A 24,053-nucleotide genomic window follows, 5' to 3' on the forward strand; every position below is an offset into this window, starting at 1 on the left:
TGTCACCGGGAATGGCGGTTGGACCCGATCCCCTCGAGGTCCGGCGTCGGATAGCGGCATCTGATTCACCTTTCCCAAGCCGGTTCTGCCTCCCAACAGCAAATCTGGAAAAAACTTGTCGGATAGGCGGCCGCTGCGGGTGCTTACTTGATGAACGGAACGGCAAACCGGCATTGTGCCCGACCTTCCGACACCCGCCCGAGCAGATCGATGCCGACACGTCTCACATACTCTCTCCTGATCCCCTGTTTCGTGATGACTTCATGCATGGGAGGCCTCCAGTACAAGATGGACACGACGGCGTTCAAGATGATCACCCCTGCCCCACCTTCGAGAGGACCGGTGCCGGATACCTACATTGACACGAACATGTCGATCAGCGGCATGTTTGGAGGAAAAATCAGGACCCGGAAACCTTACGCGGTCGGCTCCGACTACACCGATGAATCCTTCACACTCGAAGCGGTTGAGTTCACGAGGGTGATGGTCACCTACGGCGACGGCACGGCAGATCCCGGAGCCGCTGCGTTCAAGCTCCCGCGGCGCTTCGACGCCCGGCCGTATGAATCCTACAACAGCATGTCCGGTGGCCGCGTCGTGAAGTCGACGGTGAATTCGATCTCCGGGAAGCTCCGCGGTGTCATCACTCGCGACGAAGACTTTACGCTCCTGCTGGAGGGCACGGTGATTAAGAAGGATGGCACGAGAGAGCCCTTCAACCTCAAAGAGCGTTACGAGCCGATTCGGGACACGACCACGAGGTCATGGGCGGAGGTGATCAGCGAAGTGTGAGCCCCGGAGACCGTCAAACCACCCCACGGCGCTGGCAGCAATGATCAATACCTTCCTTCCTTTCGTGGGCACGGCGTTTCTGGCCGCGGCCGCATGGACGGTTTTCACCCTCAGGACCGCCCGCCCCCAGCGTCGATTCATGGGGCCGGTGGGCGCCTGGATCGGCACTGCGGTCCTGGCCGCCTTATGGCAGGCGGAAGCGATTCCATGGCTCTGGATCTTCCTAAAGGTCGTCCTCCTGGCATGGATGGCGGCGATTGTGCTCCTGATTACGGACATCGTCGTCACCTCGATTCGCAAGGACCCGTCGCGCGGTCTACGCCTGCTCTGCGCGGGGGTCAGCCTGGTTGCAAACATTGGCGCGGGGTTGGTTTTCCTCTGGATCGCCACGGTAAGTGCCGGGGGTGTTTGAAAAATAGTGGTTGCCCTCACTTGCGCGCTGGTGTGCAGGCGATGCAATCGCCGACGGATACCTGTCGATCCAGACTCTTGAATCCGCGATCACGAAAACGCACTGCCCGCAGCAAGTTTTTGCCGCCAATTCCTGGCCAAGAAGTGCGATACGTTAAACCCGTAGCTATCCGGCCGGCTCCCGGCGGCACGTCCGCAGTCGGGCGAGAGGAAAACCTGGTAGAGAGGCCCGATATCGGAAGTATCCTTCCCTCTTGAAAACTCATATCACCCTACTCTGTGCGCTCGGCTTGGGCGTTTCGACCACTCCCGGCGCCGACAAGGCCTCGTTCGACGACAACGAAGGCAGCCAGCTCACCATTGTCGATCCCGCGGGGAAGCCGGTACTGCGCTATGAATACGCGCACAAGCTCGATGACGCCGGCAAGGTCACCTTCGACACGGCCAAGGTTTTCCATCATGTGCTCGGCCCCGGCGGCGAGCCGATCACCAAGGGCCCCGGCGGAAAGTATCCCCACCACCGCGGGATCTTCATCGGCTGGAACAAGCTGAAGCACGGTGGCAAGTCGCACGACCTGTGGCACGTTCGCAACACCACCTTGAAGCATGTCTCATTCGTGAAGCAGGAGGCGGACGAAAAGTCTGCCACCGTGACCAGCCGCATCGACTGGATCGGGACCGAAGGAACGCCCGTGCTCGAGGAGACGCGCACGCTCACGACGCATTTCACCGACGGCGACGCCTACGCGCTGATCGACTTCATCAGCGAGTTGAAGGCGGCGCACGGTGCGGTCGAGCTCGGTGGCGATCCCGAGCATGCCGGCATTCACTTCCGGCCGAGCCAGGAAGTGGTCGCGAACAAGAGCGCCAAATACACATTCCACGGGGATGACATCTCGCCGCAGAAGAATCCCGGGCTGCCATGGGTGGCGATGACCTTCGAGGCGGGCGGCAAGACATGGACCGTGCAGCACATGAGTCATCCCGACAATCCGGACGGTTCCCGCTGGTCGGCCTATCGCGACTACGGCCGTTTCGGCGAGTTCCCTGTAATCAAGCTGGCTGACGGCGAGACCGCCACCTTGCGCTACCGGTTCCGCGTGACGGAAGGAGCGGCGCCGCAAAGGCCGAAGCTTGCCGACGCCTACAGCGCGTTTGCGAAGTAGGCTGATTTCTTTGGGGGGCACCTCCATCCGAAAGGAAAGCTTCCCCCGGGCGTAGGGATTCGACAGTTTCCGAGGTCGGGCCACCCCCCGACCCACGACCTTGTCACGCGCTTATGCGACTGCCGATCACTTTGCCCATTCTCATCGCCACGACCCTACCGGGTCACGCGGAGGAGAAGATTTCGTACAACCGGGACATCCGTCCGATCCTGTCGGAGAACTGCTTCGCCTGCCACGGGCCGGATAAGAACACGCGCGAGGCGAAGCTTCGGCTGGATGTGCGCGACGCCGCGATCGACAAGCAGGCGATCACCCCCGGCGACGCCGAGGACTCGGAACTGATTTTCCTGATCCACTCGGACGACGAGGATGAGATCATGCCGCCGCCGGAGTCGCACAAAACACTGACGGAGAAACAGAAGCAGCTGCTCGCGAAGTGGATCAACGAGGGTGCGGAATACGAATCCCACTGGGCCTACATCAAACCGGAGCGCCCCGCGGTTCCCAAGATGGGCGAGGAGCATCCGATCGACAACTTCATTGCCGCCGGATTGAAGGCGGAGGGACGCGAGTTTGCCGACACCGCGGACAACCCCACGCTGCTCCGCCGGCTTTCCTTCGACCTCACCGGCCTGCCACCGTCGGCCACCGGGGTGACCGATCCGGCCAAGGCGGTCGACGACCTGATCACGTCCGAGCATTTCGGCGAACGGATGGCCGTCTACTGGCTCGATCTCGCCCGCTACGCCGACTCGGTCGGTTACCACGGCGACAACGAGCGCGACGTCAGCCCCTACCGCGACTACGTGGTGAACGCCTTCAACCAAGGCAAGCCGTACGACCGCTTCATTGTCGAGCAGCTCGCCGGTGACCTGTTGCCGGACGCGACGATGGAGTCGCGCATCGCCTCCACCTTCAACCGCGTCCAGCAGATCTCGAAAGAGGGCGGCATCCAGGATGCGGAGTACATCGCGAAGTACTACGCCGAGCGGGTGCGGGCGACGTCGGTCGCGTTTCTCGGATCGACCATGGGCTGCGCGGAGTGCCACGACCACAAGTTCGATCCGTTCACCGCGAAGGACTTCTACGCGATGGAGGCATTCTTCGCCGACATCTTCGAGAAAGGGGCATTCAACGGTGACGGACGCTACAACGAGGGAGCGGACATCAAGAATCATCCGGGGAACGAACTCGGTCCGTGGGGACCGGTGTTGAAGATCCCGAGCGAAGAGCAAACGAAGGAGCTCGCCCGCCTGCGGGGTGAGATCGGGAAGCTCGAGAAGGAGTTCGACCGGGGCACGCCGGAGCTTGAGAAGGAGTTCGGCACGTGGCTGGTGGAAGTGCGGTCAGCCGTGAAGAAAGGCGGCAAGGATGCCCCCAAGCTTCCCAAGCCGGTCGCTGCCGCACTGGACCAGACCAAAGGCAAGGAACCGAAGGGCAAGCAGAAGGAGGCCCTGCTCAATCACTTCCGCACGCAGCATCCGGAATACGGCAAGATCCACACGCAGCTGACCCAGGTGCGGAAGGAGGAACAACAGCTCAACGCGCGTATCCCGTCGACCTTGCCGAGCGTGTCGACGACACCGCGAACGATCCGGATTCTCCCGCGTGGCGACTGGACGGACAAAAGCGGCGAGGTCGTCGAACCCGCATTCCCGGAGTTCCTCGCTAGCGGTGAATTCGAAGCGGCGGAGTCGAGCGAGCGTCTGAGCCGCCTCGACCTCGCCGACTGGATCGCCTCACCCGACAACCCGCTCACCGCCCGCGCCTTCGTCAACCGGGTGTGGGCACTCTTCCTCGGCACCGGGCTTTCCCGCGACCTCCAGGATCTGGGTAATCAGGGACAATGGCCGACGCATCCGGAACTGCTCGACTGGCTGGCCGTCGACTTCGTCGAGTCCGGCTGGGATGTGAAGCACCTGGTGAAGCAGATCGTCACATCGCGCACCTACCGCCAATCTTCGAACCCCTCCCCCGCCCTGATGGAGGCGGACCCCTACAACACGCTGTACGCCCATCAGAACGCACGACGCCTTCCGGCCGAATTCATCCGCGACAACGCCCTCGCCGTTGCCGGGCTGCTGAATCCGGCAGTCGGCGGCCCGAGCGCCCGGCCCTACCAGCCGGAAGGCTACTATGCCCAGCTCAATTTCCCGAAGCGCGAGTACCGGGCGGACACCGACGCCGGACAGTACCGCCGCGGCCTCTACATGCACTGGCAGCGGTCGTTCCTGCACCCGATGCTCGTCGCCTTCGACGCTCCGCCGCGCGAGGAGTGCACGGCCAGCCGCAGTCAGAGCAACACGCCGCTCCAAGCACTCAACCAGCTCAACGACCCGACCTTCATCGAGGCCGCGCGGGTCTTCGCCGAGGACCTGCTGAAGAACGAGACCGGCTTCGATTCACGGCTTGAGGAAGCATTCGAACGCTTGCTCTCGCGGGCGCCGAGCGAGGAGGAAGCCGCCCTGCTGCGGTCGCTGCACGAGAAGCAACTCGATCGTTACCGGAAGACGCCCTCGGACGCCGACGCGTTGCTGGCCATCGGCATCAAGCCGGTCGCTGCGGATGTCGACAAACCCGCGCTGGCCTCGATGACCGCCGTCACCCGCGCGCTGCTGAACCTTCACGAAACCATCACCCGCTACTGAGCCATGTTCGCCGATCCACGAATTGCGGAACTCATCAACCGCCGGGCATTTCTACGGAGATCGTCGTACTCGGTCGGAAGCGCGGCTCTGGCGTCGCTACTGACCCGTGACCTCGAAGCGTCGGATCGCTGGAACGGGGTGCTGGGCGGCGAACTGCACGTCCCGCCGAAGGCGAAACGGGTGATCCACCTGTGCATGGCCGGCGGGCCGTCGCACCTCGAGACGCTCGACCACAAGCCGACGCTCGCGAAGCTGGGTGGCCAGCCGATGCCCGAGTCGTTCACCAAGGGCCAGCAGCTCGCGCAGCTGCAGGGCAAGAAGCTGAATTGCCTTGCACCGCAGTACGAGTTCAAACCGTACGGCAAGTGCGGACGGATGATGTCGAGCGCGCTCCCGCACATCGGCTCGATCGCCGACGAGATCGCGGTGATCAACTCGATGCATACCGAGCAGATCAACCACGATCCCGCCCACACCTTCATGAACACCGGCTCGATCATTCCGGGCCGGCCGTCGATGGGCTCATGGCTGCTCTACGGACTCGGCGCGGAAACCGACGAGCTTCCGGGTTACGTCGTGATGACTTCCTCGGGAGGCGGGCAGGACCAGCCGATCGCATCGCGCCAGTGGCACAGCGGTTTCCTTCCCTCGAAATTCCAAGGTGTGCAGTTCAACTCGAAGGGCGACCCGGTCCACTACGTCAACAACCCGGCAGGCGTGACCCGCGACGACCAGCGGGAACTGTTGGACGCGATCAACCGGATGAACGGGATGCTCGGCAAACGTCAGAACGACCCGGAGATCGCGACCCGCATCGCCCAGTACGAGATGGCCTTCAAAATGCAGGCATCCGTGCCGGGACTGATGGACGTCTCCGACGAACCGGCTCACGTGCTCGAAAGCTACGGCGCGAAGCCGGGCGACGGATCGTTCGCTTCGAACTGCCTGCTGGCCCGGCGCCTTGCCGAGCGCGGCGTGCGTTTCATCCAGCTCTACCACCGCGGCTGGGACCACCACGGCGGAGTGAAACGCGGGATCGAGGTTGTCTCCGGGCATGTCGACCAAGCGACCGCGGCACTGGTGAAGGATCTCAAGGAGCGTGGCATGCTCGACGACACGTTGGTGATTTGGGGCGGTGAGTTCGGCCGCACCCCGATGGCCCAGGGCTCGGGCCGCGACCACCACATCCAGGCCTTCTCGCTGTGGATGGCGGGCGCCGGAATCAAGGGCGGCACGACCTACGGTTCCACCGACGAGTTGGGTTACGCCGTCGCCGACAATGGCGTTTCCGTCCACGACCTGCACGCCACCATGCTCCAGCAGCTCGGGATCGACCACGAGCGCCTCACCTACAAATTCCAAGGTCTCGACTTCAAACTGACCGGTGTGGAAAAGGCTCGCGTGGTCAAGGAATTGCTGGGCTGACGGGGGCTGGCAGCCGGCGGAAGTCCGGGCTCCATGGCGGATCGGAGCATTTTTTCGCTGTGCCATGTTAACCGCTGCGGGGAAGTGCTATTTCCCAGCAGCCCATGCTTCAGCTTCACGCCATCGACGATGACCCGGGTGACGTCCAGTTCGTCCAGCTCCTGACCGAGCACCAGAACATCATCCGGAGTTTCATCATCTCGCTCCTCCCCGGTGCCCCGGGCGTGGACGACGTGATCCAGAATACCAACGCCGTTCTGTGGCGGAAGCGTGCCGATTTCACCCACGGAACGAACTTCCGCGCCTGGGCCTTCAGCATCGCCCGGTTCCAGACGATGGCTTACCTGAAACAGCTCAAGCGACGTCGCTGGGTCACGCTGGATCCCGACGTGGCGATCAAGATCGCGGACGACATCGAGGCCCGCCCCGAGACGCCCGAAGACCAGGAGTGCCGCCTCGAGGCCCTCGACGACTGCCTTGGCAAGCTCCGCCCGAAAGATCGGGAACTCCTCGTCCAGCGCTACTGGCACCGGACGCGGCTGCAGGATTTCGCCGTGACCTCCCAACGCTCGGTCCAGGCTCTGAAAGTCACGCTGTTCCGCCTCCGCGCCGGACTGAAGCGCTGCATTGAGGAAAGCGTGGCCGATCCATCCAAACCGTCGGCCTCATGAATTCGCCAAGCTCGCCAAAGCGACAACTCGAGCAGCTCCTCCAGAGCCTCGAGGACGGATGCCTCACGGCCTCGGAACACCAGCAGCTCATGGATCAGCTCCGCGATGAGCCCGAGGCTCGCGAGGCCTACATCGCCCACATGCGGTTCTCGAGCCTGATGCAGAGCAAGGCCGAGTCGCTGGCGGAACTCGGTGGCGTGGCCGACGAGCGACAGCCCCCTGCCCAGGGTCGCCAGTTTGCCCGCGCCCTGATGGCCGCTGCGGCGCTACTCGCGATCATCGCCTTCATCGGCTCGATGCTGAGGCCCCCCGCCCCGCCGGAAGCCTTCTGCAAGGCCGGTCCGGGCAGCGTTTGGAACTACGAGCTGGGCGGACTGAACTCCGACGGCACCTTTGAGCCGGACACCCGGATCCGGCTCGATGCCGGCACGCTGGAGATCCAGCTCACCTCGGGCTCCCACCTGATTTTCGAAGGCCCGGGCATCCTCGATCTTCGGAATCCGGACGAAGTCCACATGGCCGATGGCCGACTCTGGGCACGTGCCGGCGGCGACAGGTTCATCGTCCACACCGACCGGATTCGTGTGGTCGATCTCGGAACGGAGTTCGGAGTGATCGCGTCCACCCAGGTCGATGAGGAAGTGCACGTCGCCGAGGGCACGGTCCGCGTGGAACCGATTCTCTCCACGCTCAAGCCGGTCGTGCTGACGGCCCACCAGGCGATCCGCACCAACGCCATCGGCAAGCCGCGGACGATTCCCTACGATGATCGTCGTTTCAACAAGCAGCTCACCGCCACCGCTCCCTACTGGCACTGGTCCTTCGACCGGATCGAGAATGGCGGATTCCCCTGCGATACCGATTCGCCCGGCCTCCACGATCTGAGCATCTACACCTTCGACCTCGAAAAACGCAGGAAGACCGTCGACTCATCGACCGGCGAAGGCCTTCACGGACGCGCGTTCCTGCTCGACCAACCGACGCGCTTCGGCCGGGGTGACTTCTACGGTATCGACGGCAGCCGCCCGCGCACGGTGGCCTTCTGGGTCAATGCGTCCGACCAGACCGAGGACGGTTGCTCGCTGGTCAATTGGGGCCAGGCCGGAGGCGAGGGAGCCAAGTGGTCACTGGGCACCTCGAAGGAAGGCAAGAGCCTGTCGACCAACTGGGGCGGCGCATGGGCAACCAGCCCGCTCGACGGGGCGGACATCTTCGACGGCGAATGGCATCATGTCGCTTTCGTCTTCACCGGCGAAACCGATGAAGAAGGCCTTCCCGAACTCCATCACTACGTCGACGGCCAGCCTCAGACCGTGCACCACACCCGCACGGGGCCATCGGTCGACACGCTTTCGGACGGCCGCTCCGGATGGCCGCTGACTCTGGGAATTCAGCTCTTCAGCGAGCAGGAAGGACCGACATACCAAGGGAAAATCGACGAACTCCATGTGGTCGGTGGGGCGCTTGATCAGGATCAGATCCGCCACCTGATGGAGAAAAACCGGCTTCCTTGGGTGAAGTAGCGAGGCTTCGGAAAGGCGCTCTTTCCGAAAATGTTCCGCTCCCGGTTAACCAAAAAACAGGCATGGCTATTTCCCATGCAAACCAACCCGACAGCCTGAAATGAAGAAACCCGAAACCCTCCGCCACACCGGCTTCACCTTGGTCGAGCTCATGGTCGCGATCGTGATCGTCGCGGCGCTCGCCTCCCTCGTTTTCGCCATCACCAAGAACGTGCAGCAGAAGGCACGGCGGGCGACCTGCATGAACCAGCAGAAGAACGCCACCATGATGCTCCTCGACTCCGCCACCGACAACCACGGCCGCATCGCGGTCTTCGCCGGCGGCTCGGGTAACTTCGACTACCGGCCCTACTACGTGATCAGCGAGCAACTCGGGCTGCCGAGGAACCCGACCGACGCTCATTACCCCACGATGAAGGACGTCATGTTCTGCCCGAGTGCCCCGGAGCCGCAGACGATCCACTGGAACACCTACGGCATCAACTTCGTCCCGCAGCTCCGTTCGGGAGCAGAGTGGCAGAGCGAATCGCTCAAGGACTCGGGCGGGCGCACCGGCCAACTGTCGACCCTCCGTCTCGCGAACCTGAAGAACGCCGCCAACCACGTGCTTCTGGCAGACTCGTGCCGCAGCGACGGCCAGCAGATTTTCCGCATCTCCGGCAACGACCGCGTCGCGCTGCGCCATGGCGACAAGGCCAATGTCTGCTTCGCCGACGGCAGCGGACGCGCCCTCTCGCCCGACGAACTGGCGAAGCTCGGCTTTGACCGGGCCTACGACGCCAACGGCTCGAAGCCAGTCTCCATCGATCTCAACAACTGAACAACCCGACCCATAAACCCGAAAAACTCATGAGCCCCAATTCCCTGAGGTTTGCCGCCGCCGCTTTCGGCCTCCAGAGCATCCTGCTCGCCGTCCCCGAGCAGGTCGGTGATCTGCGCATCTCGAACAACTCGCACTCCAACACGGACGTCCACTTCGATCCTGCGATCGGGCCGTTCGACACCCGCAACGTCGCGGGAGCACCGCTGCAGCTCAACAGCCTGTTCACCGCAAGCAGCCAGGTTCCGACATCGGGTGGCCCCGGCGATCCGAGCACCGACCTCGGCGTCCAAACGAACCCTGCCAGCATCGAGTTCAGGAATCTCAATCGCTTCGCTTCCAGCACGGATGGCGGTTTGACCGGCGCCGGACGGCTGGGCGCGTTCCAGTACGAAATCGATCTCTCCCCGGTGGAGGATTACCTGACCGGCCCGGGCAGCACCGACACGCTCAACGCCCTGACCCTCGACCTCGTCTTCAGCCTGTCGGATACCGGCAAGGCCTACGATGTCTACCTTTCCTACACCGAAGCCGGAGAAAGCATCACGGAGACATCGATCAGCACCGACTCCGAGCTCAACTACGACAACTTCTACTGGCCGTCCCAGTCGGCTGCCGAAGGAGACGTGGTCAACGGCACCCACAAGATCCTCAAGCTGGGAACCACCGGCAACCTTTCCGAAAGCACCAACATTCTCGGCCTCTACAATGCGGGTGTCCGGAAGCTTCTGGTTTCGGTCATGATGCCGTCCTTCTTTTCCGGCCGCACGCTGACCGTGGAGAGCGGTTCCGGAATCAGCATCGGCACCGACGACCTCGGCAGCGAGCAGATCGGCCATTTCCTTGTTCGCGACGACCTCTACCCGACCCTCTACTACGCCGATCAGCACGGGCCGGTCGCGGCAACCGCCGTCGCCGGTGCCAGCATCGACGTTCCTTCCGTGCTCCTCGCGGTCTCGCAGAACCCCGGAGGCAACCCGGATGGCATCTTCCCCACCGGAAGCTACAGCTTCGACTCGAACAACTCGGGCACCAATTCATTCAACGGTAATGGCGCGACCGTAACCGGCTACGGCGCGAACGGCATCGGAGCGACCGCATCGGACGAGTTCGAATTCACCGCGTGGCAGGACACCGGCAACTTCAGCGTGGACGTCAAACTGGCCTCGCTGACGTCCCTCGAGGCCGCGGCCCAGGCCGGCCTGATGGTTCGCGGATCCCAAGCGTTGGATTCCGCCCACGTGTTCCTCGGTGTCCGACCGGGTGGCGAGCCGGTGGTCGTGAGCCGTGACGCCGACGGCAACGTCGCGTCCGAAACCGTCGGCGCACCCGGAGGAACGCCGCCGCAATGGCTCCGCATCACCCGCACCGGCGACCTCTTCGAGTTCTTCATCTCGGGCGATGGCGTGACCTACGCCCCGGCGTCGCCCGCCAGCGCCACCGTGGTGATGACCGACCCGGTTTACGTCGGCTTCGCCTGCACCAGTGGCTCGGCCACCAACGATGCCGTTGCGGTGTTCGAAGAGAGCTCGGTCACCATGCCCGACAAGGGCACCGATATCGGTCTCCGGACCTACACTTCCGTGACCCGCATCAAGACGCTGAACCGCTTCGCCAGCACCTCCGAGGCGGGCTTCATGCAGTGGGAAATGGATCTCACCGATCTCGACAGCTACCTCGCCACAAACACGCTGAATTTGGACCTCCTAGAACTGAGGCTGAAACTCGACATGAGCGACGAGGCCAAGCCGTTCGATGTCTACATTTCCTACACCGATCCGACGGTCCCGATCGTTCGAACCGGCATCGTCCCCGACAACGCGACGGTCAACTACACCGACTTCGTCGATCCGGCCATCGGTGCGACGCCGGGCGATGTCGTGGGCGGGACCCACCGCGTGCTTGTCGCCCAGACCAATGGCGACATCGACCTGACCGAGAACCTCCTCGCTCTGTATCAAGCCGGCATTCGTGAGTTCACCCTGATGGTGACCACCCCGAGCTTCTACAGCGGCCGGTTCGTCAGCGTGCTTGATGGCGCGGGCCTCTTCATCGAAACCAGCCCGGGCGCATCGGCGCCGATCCTCGTGACCAACGTCGCCATCAACGGCGGCAATCTCGAAGTGACCGTCGATGGCCTGACCAACGGCCAAACCTACCACCTCGAAGGTTCCGACACCCTTCTCGGCTTCGCCGCCATTCCCGGCACCGAAATCGTCGCCACCGGCTCCGCCGACGTCCTGAGCGTCGCCGTGACCCCGGGCGTGGATCCGAAGTTCTTCGTTCAGGTCGTTGAGGGCAGTATTCCCTGACTCAAAAAGTCAGGCCCACGACCCAAGACCCCTCCGGTGCGAACCGCGCTGGTCAAACTGCTACACAAGGTTGCGTTCAGTCTGACATACCGCGGAAGTCGTGCATTTTACGTGCTAATCTGACGAGGTTCGGCTGAATTGAATCCAAACCCCCGGCGGATCGCTTTTGGGATCAAGCTCGCTCACCTCCAGAACTTTCACTCGGTCGCCCTCCTGAAGCCTCCCAATTGGCGTGCCTTGATCCCACTTTCCATTCTCGCCGAGCGATACGCTATCGCGGATATTCATCGTTGCCTCAGCTATGACTATCATCCCTCGTTCCGGAATCGCCGTGCGCTCACCCGATTCGGGACGGAACGACTGGGCCCGCAGCATTGGCGCCTCGACATCGGGGTCCAACCAACCATAAAGCGACCAACCAACAGGCTCTGAATCAAGCCCGATTTCCTGGTCCCCAGTTAGGTCCCATAGCTGCACCCCACCATCAAAGCTTGCAGTCGCAATACGGTCCCCCGAAGTATCGAAGGCTATAGCGGTAATCCGTCTGGAGTGTCCGCGCAGGACATACTTGGCTTGGTCTTCCCCGTCGTACCAGATCCTCGCCGTCGCATCCGAACTACCTGAAAGCAACTTCGTTCCGTCCGGGCTGTAAGCAATGTGCCGAACTTCTCCCTGATGCCCAGTGAGACGTCTCTCCATTTTCCCGGTGGCGCTATCCCAGACGCGGATAGTCTGGTCACCACTCGCTGTCGCAATCTTGCCCTCCCTCGGATGAAAAGCGACTTGAAAAACCCTGCCCTCATGCCCTTTGAGACTATACACCTTAGCTCCCGTTTCGACATTCCATACAGCTATCGTGCCATCATCGGCACCAGCAGTGGCAGCGAGCAATCCGTCGGGACTGAAAACGCCGCTCGGAACGGATCCTCCAGTGCTCAACTCAATGGGAATACCATCACTTTCGGGAGTCCATATGATGGATCTATTTCCGGATGTGGAGGCAATAACCCGCCTCCCGAAGGGATCGAATGATGCTGAAGTGACCATCGCATCAAGCGATGCGGTCCGCCACTGCTTCAGATTACCCGCATCCCAAATCTGGACAGTCTGATCATTGCTGGCCGATAGAATGCGAGAACCATTGGGGTGATAGCATACACTGGTAATCGCATCTTTGTGCCCTTCATACGCTCGGGTCGTCTCGGCGACCAGATCGCGAACTCTAACCGTCGAGCCGCTGCTGCCCGCCACGAGCTGATTTGGCTCAGCTAGAGGACTGAACGCGATGCAATTCACCCCATTGCTGCTACTGCCTTGGAACTCGGTCAACTGCTCTCCTTCCGCAGACCAGATTCGTACCCAGTTGTCCAGTCCAGCGCTCGCAAGGCGACCATCCTTTGAGAATGCAATAGCCGTAATTGCGTCATTGCTTGCAGCAAGTGATTTAACCAGAGTCGGCGCTTTCGGATCGGCTACCACATCCTCTGGAGCCCGAGAAGTCTGGGCGATCAGATCACTGCTTGTTTTGGCGAGCGTTTCAACCTGCTTAGTCCCGTTGTTGGCAAGATCCTTGGTCGCGATCACTCGCTCCTCAGAGTCTCTCAATTTCCTTTCCTGGTCGGCGGTTAGCGTCGATTCTGAGTCCCTCAGCACATCCTGGATGTCGCTGAGCACTTTAGCTTGATCCGCTGCAATCGCTTCAAAGTTTGCCCGCGCGCGGTTGGCTTCATCGAGCTGCTCCGTGAGCTTGGCGCTCACTTGCTCACTCTCTTGCAGCTTACTCTCGAGTTCCTCGGCGGTCGCTGCCAGCTCGTCCACTTTCCTCTCGGTTTCAGCTCGAGCGTTCCGTTCCGACTCCGCGGCGGCCTCGGCAGCGGCCTTCGCAATCTCGGCGTCCTCTCTTGCCTCAATCGCTTCGCTTGCCTCAAAGTTTGCTCGCTTGGTCTCTTTGTTTGCTCGATGAGCGTTACTAAGAGCCCACCCAGCTAGTCCTAGCGCAACCACCGCCGCGAAACCTAGGATCCGATTCTGGACTTTTCGTGCCTTCTCCCGGTCAGCAGCACGCTCGTCGCCTTGCTGTTGCATCAGCTCTTTAACCCGCTGGTCGTGCACTCGCTTGCTCGAAAGAGCCGAAAGCTGTTCGACCCGCCACCGATAGACATCAGCAGCCAGCGAATCGTGAGCGACCTCAAATCGACCATCATCAGGATCACGCTGGTCGTCGAATGGAAGCTGGGTGATCAACCGCACCTCTGTGAAGCGACTCAGTAGTTCAACCATCTCAGCGGTCGAAGGAGGCTCGATGTTGTCTTGGGTCAGAGGCTCCTCGATCTCCCTCACAAGCTCCGATGCGATCCACGGGAACTTCTGGCTACGCGACACCAAGAAGCGGCAAGCCTCGATAAGCCAGCGTTGCTCATTTGACGAGCCGACGCGATCGGCCAAGCTCTTGTCGACGAATGTGGAACGAACGCCTTGCGAGTTGCCAAGAGTCGTGAAGGTGTCTTCTGTCAGAAGGGCACCCGCGGGATCACAAATCCAATCAGGATCTCCATGCAACGCGTCGACAATCCAGATTTGTTCAAGACTCAATTGGAGAAATGGTGTCTCGTAGCGAGAATCGACACCGGCCCTAACGAGTTGACGAACTTTCAGCCCTGCATCACCAACAATCGCATCCACAAGTCCAGGCTCCGCCTCGAATTTACCCTGATGGTCTTCCGTCCACCGCCTCAAGGATTCGCCGATAACCTTGCGGACTCCCGCCTCATCAAGAAACTGGATGCGCAGAGTCGAATCAAACAGACCCGGAATCAGTCCCTTGAAGCAGTCCAATCGCGACAGGAAGTCCTCCCGCAAACTCAAAACGACATTGACCGGTGTTCCCGGATCATTCAACAGCGCGATGAGGCATGCGGCGGTCTTGATCCCGGAGGCGGCTTCCTCCGGAAGATCATCAAATGAAGGTTCCGGCTCTCGCATGCGCGAGGCCAGATCGAGCAATTTGGCAGGCGTAAGCTGCGCAATCTGCGGAAACCGAATGAACAAGTCCTCGAACTGATCTAAGACCAGAACCAGTGATTGGGCGGAAGCCAGAGACAAGTTCCGCCCTTTCTTCGAATCCTCTGCATGGCAAGCGGGAAACCAGTGACGCGGGAACTTCAGCCCCTCGGACGATGGGAGTGCCTCCACCCGCATGCACAGCGACCGCCAAGGGTCGGTCGCCCATTCGTCCCGGAGTAACAGAACCGCTGGCGGCGGGGTACCACAGAAGCTCGCATCGGCATCATCGATTCTGTCGCCATGCCTTTCCAATTCGGGGATCAGACCCGCGCACAATACCGACGACTTACCGCAGCCCGATGGCCCATAGACGATCGTGTGTCGTCGGACCCGCGCGTTTGCCACAGCAAGCCTCACTTCACGATCTCGACCGCAGAAGTAACGTCGCGACTCCCTCGTGTATGGAGCTAGGCCTACAAATGGTGAAGCCAATGGTTTCACGTCGATCAGAGATACTGGTTCAGTTGTTTGGCATACTCGGCGCCATCCTGATTGAACAAATCAATCGTTGCAGAACCGTCCGAAGCAGATTCCCACCGATCAATATCTGCTTGCGAAGGGTCTTTCTGAATTGCCCAGTTGTATAGGTTCGGAACGCCTCGCCGGGCCCAGAGATTCTGGCAAATCGCCAGTATGTTCCAGTCACCGAGTCCGTACCCGACAAATAGGAAGTGCACCTCCTTTAACCTATCCTCAAGCGTGGTGGGAAACGGTGTCTTCGTCGAGACAGTCCTCAGAAACTGGATGTAATCATTTTGACTGATGACAAAACTCGACGACTCGAAGCCATCCGGTGATACGGTCCCGTGTATTTTTACTACCAGAGTCCGGGCTTTGTCTTCGGGTTCGATCGAAGGGTAGCCGCGTTGCTGATCCGAGCCGATGGGGAGCCCATCGTACTCAGCTAGTGCGGTAATAGGAGTCTCATCGCGCATGACTCCAGCAGGCGTTTTCAATCTTCGGGCCTCATAATACTCGTGGGCGTTTCTCCAGTGATACAACCACACCGGGTTGGCAACTGTTGGTGCCCGATAGTAAACCACGTCGAAAGGTTCTCCAGCCGCTGCCAACGCGGACTCCATAACCGTGTCGTAGTTCGTCGTGATGAAGATCGATCCACGGTTGCGCTCTGACTTCGAGGGCAACTTTGCAAGCACGTCGTGCACCAAGGTCGGCGCATAGTCGCGCTCAAAAATTCGCTGGAGCTCTAACGGGAGATTGAGCTTGCCTCTCGCACTGGTCTGGATGTGTTGACATACCTGAGCGAGGTCCGCTTCCAGCACACCTCGGACCGACTTGACAAAGTCATGGCGGATCGGGCACGAGTTTCCAGCACCCGCCGCTACGCCATTCTGGGGAATGGGGACGCCCGCGCACTCCGGAACCTCCAGCTGAGAAGGGAATCCTGACGCTTGAGCAAGGTAGTGGGATAATTCTCTCCCCGTAGGCAGGTATTCAGCTTCAGGGCGCCAGGATCTTCCTGCGGGTTGCTGCGCGTAGTTCACTCCGGCACCGAGGAATACTGCAATACGACCTCTTTTGGCTGCATCTGCCACAACCTCAAAATGGGGGGGGGTAGGTGCCTCGGCTTTCATGGTTTACTAAGATCAAGCCCTACGGATAGAGAGAGCTTAGGCCAGATGGGAGATTCTGAGGTGCCCCAAGTACCTGTGTCCCGGCTCAGGCACACCAACAACCGGGCGGCTTGCTCGGAAGAGGATCGACCACTCATCAGTCCCATACAAGTTTATGATAGATCGCTAACAGAGATCTTGCGCACGGCGCAAGCGGGAACGTCGAGTTCCTCAAGTTTATGGCTATGTAGGTGATTTCGGGCATACTTTGGGGTGCCACTAGTCATTCACTGATATCGAGGAGGGAGATGGATGATGCTGCCTGACTGTGATCCTTCAATCGCATCGGCCGCTACCTCTACATTCCCATTACTGACACCGCTCGAATACGGAACTGGCAGTTCTACGCCACGATCTGCCGAGCATTCGGCATCTGCCTCCGACGGCGATCGGCGCAAGAGAATATCGTCATGTACAACAAGCCTTTCAAGCCCATCCAGGGTGAACCATTCGCGCCAAATCTAGCTAGCATCTCCCACCGGGGGCGCTTAACATTACCTGAACAATTATCAGAACCCAGTTCTGGGTCTTTACACCTTCGCACTCCCAAAGCCTTGATCCGCTCGGTACCTCCGGAAGGTCAGCTCGCCAGCGCGCTACCCCTTCCTCACCAGCCCCTTCAGCTCGCCGGTGCTGGTGGCGAAGCGTTCTTCCTGGAGGCCGAGGCTGCGGAGGGCGCTGAGGTAGAGATTGGGGAGCGGCTCGTTGTCCTTCGGATTGAAGGCCAAGTGGCGGCCGTGCTCGAAGCTGCCGCCGGCGAAGAGCACCGGCAGGTTCTTGTTGTCGTGCGACGACGCGTTGCCGAGATTCGAGGTGAGGAGAACCATGGTGTCGTCCAGCAGGTTACGCCCCCTTCCCTGCTCATGCGCCTTGAGCTCACGGACGAAGTCGGCCCAGGCGTTGACCATCGCCTGCTCGACGATCGTCAGTTGCTCGAGCTTGTCCTCGTCTCGGCCGTGGTGGCTGAGCCCGTGGTAGTTTTCCTCCACACCATCGAGCGAGCGGACGCCGTTGGTGGTGCAGTGCAGCGTGAGGAAGCGGGTCGAGTCGGTCTTCAGCGCGAGCAGGGCGATGTCGAGGAAAGCCCGCTTCACGTCGGCCGCGTTGTTCGGGTCCGCCGGACGCGGCGGCTTGCCGACTTTCGGCTTCGGGCGTTCGACCCACGACTCGTTCATCTCAAGCCGTTGCTCCAACTCGCGCACGCTGGTGAACCAGGCATCGAGTTTCTCGCGGTCGCCGGAGCCGACCTCGCGCTCGAGCGCCTTGGCCTCCTCACCGACGATGTCCATGATGCTCTTGCCGTCCTGAAGCAGCTCGCCCTTGCGCTTCCGCGCCTGCGGCGAGTCATCGACGAACAGGCTGGCGAACAGTTTCCGCGGATCGTTGATCGCGGGGATCATCGCGCCGTTCTCGGTGTACGACGGACTCTTCTCGGTGCCGGTATTCAGTACCAAGGAAGGAAAGCGCGTCTCGTGGCCGAGGTGCTTGGCCATGAGCTGGTCGAGCGAGATCGTGTTGCGCGTGGTGGCACCGCGCTGGTTCGGACAGGCCGAGAAGATACTGCTTTCCGCGGTGTGGCCGCCGACGACGCCGGGGTGCGACGAACCGCTGACGACGGTGAAGTCGTCGCGGATGTCCTGCAGCGGACGCAGGTAGCGCGACGGCGTGTAGTCGCGACCGGATCCCTTCGGAGTGAGATTCGGCCCGTGCAGACCGAGGTAAAGGCTGACTCCGACGAAGCGCTGCGGGGTGCGGGCGGGCGCGGAGAACGCGGGCGTCATGGCTTCCAGCAAAGGCAGGCCCATCACGGCTCCCGCGCCGCGAAGGAAGGTGCGTCGCGACAGGGCGGCACCGGTATGGATATGGAAGGACTTCATGCGCTCACTTGTGTTGGAAGGGCTCGCTGCGGACGATCGCGTGAACAAGGGAACGGACGCCGTGGCCGTTCTTTTTCGTTTCGGTCAGGATCCCGGCGATCGCCTCGCGGTCGCTGAACCGCACTGGAGCACCGGTTCCGTAGGTAAGCAAGTGGCCGGCGAAGGCGGTGGCGAGTTGCTCCGGGCGGCTGTGGTAGATTTCCTTCCAGCCTTGGATGTCCTTGAAGGTACTTCCATCCGGCGTGATGCCGCTCGGGTCGACCTTCGCGGATTTCGGCGAGTTTCCGTAGCGGCTCCGCCACTGGCCGGTCGGATCGAAACTCTCGAGCGCGAAGCCCTGCGGATCGATCTTCTCGTGGCAGCTGGCGCAGGATGCTTCGGATCGGTGCTTCTCCAGTTGGTCGCGGATGCTGGTGGCGCCACGGATGTCCGGTTCGATCGCGCCGACGTTCGGCGGCGGCGGCGGGATGTGCAGACCGAGGAGTCGCTCGCCGATCCACACGCCGCGCAGCACCGGTGAGGTCACCGATCCATCGGCCGTGACCTTGAGGATCGATCCCTGAGTGACGAGGCCGCTGCGCTGCCCCGGCTTCACCGGCACCTTCTGGAGTCCTTTGCCCGGCACGACCGTGACGTCCTTCATCCCGTAGTGGGTCTGCAGGCGCGTGTTCAGGAACGCGAAGTCCGAGCGGATGAAATTCCTCACACTGAGATCCTTCGCGAGCAACTCGCGGACAAACCCCCGTGTCTCGAGAACCATCGAGTCCTGCACCACCGGATCGAAGCTGCCGAAGCGTCGCGGATCCGGTGAGGTGAAATCGATCTCGCGCAGGTTCAGCCACTGGTCGGTGAAGTGCTCGATGAATCGCTCGGCCTTCGGGTCGCTCAAGAGGCGCTCAACCTGGCCATGGAGCACGCCGGGTTCGCGGAGCCGACCGGCATCGGCGAGTTTACGAAGCTCCGCATCGGGCGTGCTCGACCACAGGAAATAGCTGAGCCGCGTGGCGAGGGCGTGATCGTCAAGCCGCCCCGGTGTTTCCACGAAAGTAAGAAAACGCGGTGAACACAGGACCGCCTGATATCCGGCGCGGAGTGCCGGCGCGAATTGCTGGGTCTCCTTGAGCTTCGCGTTCGCCAGCTCAATGTAAGGAGCAACCTGCTGCTCGGTGACCGGGCGTCGGAACGCGCGCTCGGCAAAGCTCCTGATCAGGCGCGACAGCGCGAAGTTCGCATCTTTGACTGCCGGCTGGTCACCCTTGAGCGGCACACCGGGCAGCAGCTTCTTCAACAGCTCGCCGCGTGACCCACCCGGATAAATCCTCTCCAAGGTGATCGGCCCGAAGCCGATTCCGGGAATGCCGTCCTTCCGGTAGTCCTGTCCTTTGTAGAACAGCTTGCCGCCTTTCTGCCCCTTGTTGGTGAACTTGTTCGTTCCCTCGTTGGGCCGCAGCTCGAGGACGTGGCCCTTCCGCATCCACGCGACGTACGAGTGATCCCGTGGTTGCGGCGTCGCCTCGACGCTTGCGACCGGATACATCATCGGTTCGTTCGAGACACAGGCACCCGTCCGCAGCGACGCCCACACGGCACCGTCAGGTCCCGGATTGACCCCCACCACGTCCTTGATCGTGATCCGATACCAGCCTGACTCGGGCACGTTGGTTCCGATCATGCGGCCGACGAACTGCAGTCGCATCGCCCAAGTCCACGCCTTGCCGTCGCGTTCTTCGGGGCCGCGGTAATTGCCTTGCCGCCCGACCGTCGCCAGCTCGCGCGGCGAGTAAGTCCGCTTCCACTTCTCGTCGCCGTTCTCAAGACGGCCGAAGGCTTCCTCGAGCGCGATGTCGGCGGCCTGGAGATACTGGTTGAGGTGGAAATGGCTGAGTTGCTGACCGACCGCGACGTTGTCGAATTCGTGGTCCGACTCATCCGCCGGAAGCTGGTCGGCCAGCGGAATGCGGATGCCGAGCAGATCGTGAAGCGTGTGCTCGTACTCGACCCGCGTCAGCCGGCGACCGCGCACCCGTCCGTGTTCCTTGATCTCCGCCCGGTCGGCGGCGAGAAGATCGGTCTTCAGGTAGTCGACCAACTCTCGCCGTTCCTTGTCGGTCGGCTGGTCCTTCTTCTTCGGCGGCATCTCGTGATGCTCCACCCGGTCGTGGACCTGCTGCCAAAGGGCGAAGTTGGCCGGATCGTTCGGAGCGAACGGCAATGCTTCCAAATCCAGGCCCGCCTTGGTGGTCGCCTCGTCGTGGCAATCGTAGCAGTATTCGTAAAGGAGCGGATCGACGCGCTTCTTCAATCCCTCTCCGACCGCAACAGGAGCGGCGAGCGAGAAAAGCAGGGCAAAAGATCGGGTCGAAGGCATGGGACGGGCGGTGGAAATTACCCCATTCCGCCCCGCGATCTATCGAAACTCATCGCACCGGGCACCCACCGCCCTGAGACGTGTGGTATTCCGGCCGGGCGCCCCGACGCGTTTCGCTCAGTCCCGCTCGTTCCAGTAAACAACGAGATTCCGGGTCGCCCGGCCCGCCGCGATGATGTCCGGCTTGCCGTCGGAATTCAGGTCGGCGACCTTGAGGTCCTCGCAGGCCATCGTGTTGTCATCGATCACGGCATGCCGCTTCCACGAGGTGCCGTCGTGCGAGTCCGGGACATAGAGACGGATGCCCACCTTCTTCTCGGCGTTCGGTTTCCTCCAGCCAGCAACCACCTGATCGTAACCCAGCCCGAGAAGGTCCGCGCAAGCCAGCGCGTGACCTTCGGCCAGTGAGTCGTCGACCACCACCCTGCCCGAATCCCATGCCTGCCCCTCGGCCGGGCTCGGATAGACCACGACGGAGTTTCCGTGGAACGGCTCCACGGCCGCGATGAAACGGCGCCCCTCTTCCAGCTCGCCGAGCCGGACCTCGCCCGCTCCCTTCGTCGTCAACCGGAGGGTTCCCTTGCCTTCGCGACCTCGAACAAGACTCACGCCCTCCTTGCTGGCGACGAGCATCGAGTCACCCGCTCCTTTCGTCCAACTCACCACGTCGAAGTTGTGAGCGAGGTGGAAGCTGTCGTTGAGCAGGAAGGTCGACCACTTCGCCGCGGGATCCGCCGCCGGCTCGTATCCGAGGAACAGGATCCCATCACCCTCCGCATTGACGTTGTCGCAACCGTGGAGCGGAAGGACCGCGAGGTAGCAACCACTCGCATCGTTCACCCAGTGCATGCGGTGGACGGTCGGCTCGTGATGCTGTTTCTGAGCCGTCCATTCTTTCGTCGGATCGCCAGGAGCGGTCAGAGTGAAAACAGCGCCGCTGTTCTTCGTGTCACCCGGATTCCACTCCGCGCCAACCGCCACTTCGGCCTTGTTGTCATCGTCGATGTCGCACGCCGCGACGCAAACGTGGTCACGCCGGGTCAGATGGCCCGTCATGCGGTGCTTCGTCCACTCGGGATTGCGGTACCAAACGGTCTCCTTCGCATCCACCAGCACGATGTCCAGTTTCCCGTCGCCATCGATGTCGGCGACGGACAAGCCGTAGCCGATGCCGAGTTCGGCATCGAGCGTCTGAGCCCGGAACGCGGCTGGAGGGATTTCGGCGTTCCCCCGAGCACTCAGGGCAACCGCAATGACGATGAACGGGCACAATACTCTCATCACCCGGTTACGCAATCCGCAGCGGCTTTCTTGTCTGCGATCTTCACGACATCGCGCCCCGGGGGCGCGGGCTCAGGCATCCAGCCGACGCCGGATTTCCGGAAGCGCGCGCTCCCGCCATGCAGGAAGCGCCTTGCGGAAGGCCTCGCGGGTCCGGGCGCTGCTGCGGCACCAGAGGATCAGGGTCGACTCGCGTGCGGCGATGAAGGTGTCGAGGAAGGTGAGCTGATCGTCATCGAGCGGACGGTTCTGCCGGTAGCCTTCGACGAATGCCTCCCGCCACTCGGATTGTCCGGGTTCGGCGTCGAAACCCATCAGGGTCGAAGCCATGTCGTAGAGATAGTGACCCTGACCGCAGTCATCGAAATCGATCGGCCGCGCCTCACCACCGGTGAACAGGACGTTGGCGAAATGCAGGTCGGCGTGGATGATCCCGTGCACCTCGGGAGCGTGGCCAAGCGCCTTAACCGCGGCACGCAACCGTTCCTCACACTCGGCGTGCAGCTCGTGTTCGTCAGCGGGCAACTCGTCCCAAACGTCCGGCTCGATTCCGATGGCCGAATTGTGGCCCATGATCGCGTCGCAGTTCCAATTCGGCCGATCAAACGACAAGCCTTCCCGCCAGCGGCAGGAATGATCGTGCAGCAGCGCCATCGAGTTCCCGACCATTCGCATGTGCTTCAGGGTCCGGCCTTTCCGCTTCGCCATCCGGCCGGGCATCCAGTGCAGCATCACGCCGGCCCGCGTCGCCGCATGACCGCCATCGAGTCCATCATGCTCGGCATTCGACACCTCCACGCACGAATCGCCGACCGGAGTGTGCAAGGGCTTCGGAACCGTCAGGCGACCTTCCGCGCTCAAGGCATCGAGCCACGCCACCTCGCCCGCGACCTGGGCGGTAGTCCTCTCATGCGGCCGGCTGATCCGCAGGAGGAAACGCCCCGGTACGAAAGGATCATCGAGTTTCCACGGACGACTCAGCGCCGGCACATCCACCCGGAAGGTCGTATTCTGCCAATGCCGGACTTTCGAAAAACGCGCTCCTTCCAAATCGAAGGCGCGCAAGATCGACTCTGCCACCGGCCTCAAACGAAGCACCTGGCCACGGGAAGTCAGATCGGCGAATGGCTTCATCGCGGGAGCGTGTCCCGCGGTCCGCTCCGCTGCAAGCCGCAGCCGGAGTTAGCGATCGATCGTCGTGCGGAAGAACTGCTGGGCCTCGGCCGCCTCAACCTGAAAGGTCCTCAGCGGGATCCACTGGCTGAGGTCATCGCTTTGCTCGACCGTCAACGTGACCGCCGCGGCACTGGCGGCCGGCAGCACTTCGATCGTGGTCAGATAGTCGCAGTAGTAGTCGGTGAGAAATGGGAACGCCTCGCTCGGCGTCGGCAGATAACCGCCGGAGCTCAGGCCGGAGACTGACGAATCCATCCTCACCGAGGCCCAGTTCGGCTCGGTGCCCGTCGCTCCCGAATCAACCGTCTGCAGCACCCTCAGCAGCCGGTTCGGGGGAACCTCGTAGCCGGAGCCCGGATTCTGCGGAGGCAATCCAGGGATCACGGTGACATAACTCGCGCCGTCTTTCCCGAACTCCGAGGCGGGCGTGATCTTCCACAGGATCACATGGTCCCACAGACCGCTGAACTCGATCCGGCTCACGCCCGCGAACTTGAAGCCGTGGAAGATCCGCTGGTTGACGATCACATTGTCGGCGACGCGGCCGTCCGCGAACTTGACCGTCGGATACGGCACCGATGCGTTGAAGCCTCCGACTTGCACGACTTCCACGAACGACCCGGCGGGCACCTTCAGCGGGTAGCCCTTTTTGACCGTGCCGGTCGCCCGGGTGGTGACGAAGTCCGCCGCAATTGCGAACGGGGCGCTCAAGCACACCAAAATAAATAGGGATTGCCGCAGTGTTTGATAGAGCATGCGAAAAGTATGACGTCGAAATCCGAGCCCTATTCGAAGCAACTTCTCCGAAAACGGAGCACCAAAAGTTTGAATCGGGCGCGATTGACAGGATCCGGTCCACCGGCTGCCGAACCGATGATCCGAGAAT

General features: G+C 61.8%; 16 protein-coding genes. 9 read left to right on the forward strand and 7 right to left on the reverse strand.

Features of this window, described 5'->3' with window-relative positions; translation table 11 throughout:
- Window positions 1–255: 255 nt before the first annotated feature.
- The 9 genes from HAHE_RS06830 to HAHE_RS06870 all read left to right on the forward strand — a co-directional run bounded on the left by HAHE_RS06830 (window position 256) and on the right by HAHE_RS06870 (window position 11,768).
- A complete protein-coding gene (locus HAHE_RS06830) occupies window positions 256–792 on the forward strand; it encodes a hypothetical protein (RefSeq protein ID WP_338689668.1) in 537 nt (178 codons plus the stop codon).
- 40 nt (window positions 793–832) lie between these two features.
- Complete coding sequence (locus tag HAHE_RS06835; protein ID WP_338689669.1) at window positions 833–1,204, forward strand: hypothetical protein; 372 nt, start codon at window positions 833–835, stop codon at window positions 1,202–1,204.
- Between the two features lie 253 nt (window positions 1,205–1,457).
- The gene (locus HAHE_RS06840; RefSeq protein ID WP_338689670.1) at window positions 1,458–2,369 is read left to right on the forward strand and encodes a DUF6807 family protein; all 912 of its coding nucleotides are present in this window, start codon (window positions 1,458–1,460) and stop codon (window positions 2,367–2,369) included.
- Window positions 2,370–2,482: 113 nt separating this feature from the next.
- Window positions 2,483–5,017: a PSD1 and planctomycete cytochrome C domain-containing protein gene (locus tag HAHE_RS06845; protein ID WP_338689671.1), complete on the forward strand. Its 2,535-nt coding sequence runs from the start codon at window positions 2,483–2,485 to the stop codon at window positions 5,015–5,017.
- A 3-nt stretch (window positions 5,018–5,020) separates the two neighbouring features.
- Window positions 5,021–6,442 (forward strand): DUF1501 domain-containing protein, encoded by a 1,422-nt coding sequence (locus HAHE_RS06850; protein ID WP_338689673.1) that lies wholly within the window; start codon window positions 5,021–5,023, stop codon window positions 6,440–6,442.
- Window positions 6,443–6,546: 104 nt separating this feature from the next.
- The gene (locus HAHE_RS06855) at window positions 6,547–7,113 is read left to right on the forward strand and encodes a sigma-70 family RNA polymerase sigma factor (protein ID WP_338689674.1); all 567 of its coding nucleotides are present in this window, start codon (window positions 6,547–6,549) and stop codon (window positions 7,111–7,113) included.
- On the forward strand, window positions 7,110–8,636 hold the full coding sequence (locus HAHE_RS06860; RefSeq protein WP_338689676.1) for a LamG-like jellyroll fold domain-containing protein: 1,527 nt from the start codon (window positions 7,110–7,112) through the stop codon (window positions 8,634–8,636). Before HAHE_RS06855 ends, HAHE_RS06860 begins: the two co-directional genes overlap by 4 nt.
- Before the next feature lie 100 nt (window positions 8,637–8,736).
- A complete protein-coding gene (locus tag HAHE_RS06865; protein ID WP_338689678.1) occupies window positions 8,737–9,456 on the forward strand; it encodes a type II secretion system protein in 720 nt (239 codons plus the stop codon).
- Window positions 9,457–9,485: 29 nt separating this feature from the next.
- Window positions 9,486–11,768 carry a hypothetical protein gene (locus HAHE_RS06870; protein ID WP_338689680.1) on the forward strand — a complete coding sequence of 761 codons (2,283 nt, stop codon included), beginning with the start codon at window positions 9,486–9,488 and terminating at the stop codon, window positions 11,766–11,768.
- Between the two features lie 114 nt (window positions 11,769–11,882).
- On the opposite strand, the gene HAHE_RS06875 is transcribed toward HAHE_RS06870, so the two are convergent.
- From HAHE_RS06875 to HAHE_RS06905, 7 genes are all read right to left on the reverse strand, one after another.
- Entirely contained in the window at window positions 11,883–15,272 is a 3,390-nt protein-coding gene (locus HAHE_RS06875) for a hypothetical protein (RefSeq protein ID WP_338689683.1), read from the reverse strand.
- Window positions 15,273–15,277: 5 nt separating this feature from the next.
- Window positions 15,278–16,426, reverse strand: a complete 1,149-nt coding sequence (locus tag HAHE_RS06880; RefSeq protein ID WP_338689685.1) for an SIR2 family protein — start codon at window positions 16,424–16,426, stop codon at window positions 15,278–15,280.
- A gap of 635 nt (window positions 16,427–17,061) precedes the next feature.
- A complete protein-coding gene (locus HAHE_RS06885; RefSeq protein WP_338689687.1) occupies window positions 17,062–18,342 on the reverse strand; it encodes a DUF1552 domain-containing protein in 1,281 nt (426 codons plus the stop codon).
- Window positions 18,343–18,346: 4 nt separating this feature from the next.
- Entirely contained in the window at window positions 18,347–20,710 is a 2,364-nt protein-coding gene (locus tag HAHE_RS06890; protein WP_338689689.1) for a DUF1592 domain-containing protein, read from the reverse strand.
- 117 nt (window positions 20,711–20,827) lie between these two features.
- Window positions 20,828–21,991: a VCBS repeat-containing protein gene (locus HAHE_RS06895; protein WP_338689690.1), complete on the reverse strand. Its 1,164-nt coding sequence runs from the start codon at window positions 21,989–21,991 to the stop codon at window positions 20,828–20,830.
- Between the two features lie 72 nt (window positions 21,992–22,063).
- A complete protein-coding gene (locus tag HAHE_RS06900; RefSeq protein WP_338689691.1) occupies window positions 22,064–23,125 on the reverse strand; it encodes a phosphotransferase enzyme family protein in 1,062 nt (353 codons plus the stop codon).
- A gap of 48 nt (window positions 23,126–23,173) precedes the next feature.
- Entirely contained in the window at window positions 23,174–23,878 is a 705-nt protein-coding gene (locus HAHE_RS06905; protein WP_338689692.1) for a hypothetical protein, read from the reverse strand.
- Window positions 23,879–24,053: the final 175 nt, after the last annotated feature.

This window comes from Haloferula helveola (genome assembly GCF_037076345.1).
Classification (GTDB): Bacteria; Verrucomicrobiota; Verrucomicrobiia; order Verrucomicrobiales; family Akkermansiaceae; genus Haloferula; species Haloferula helveola.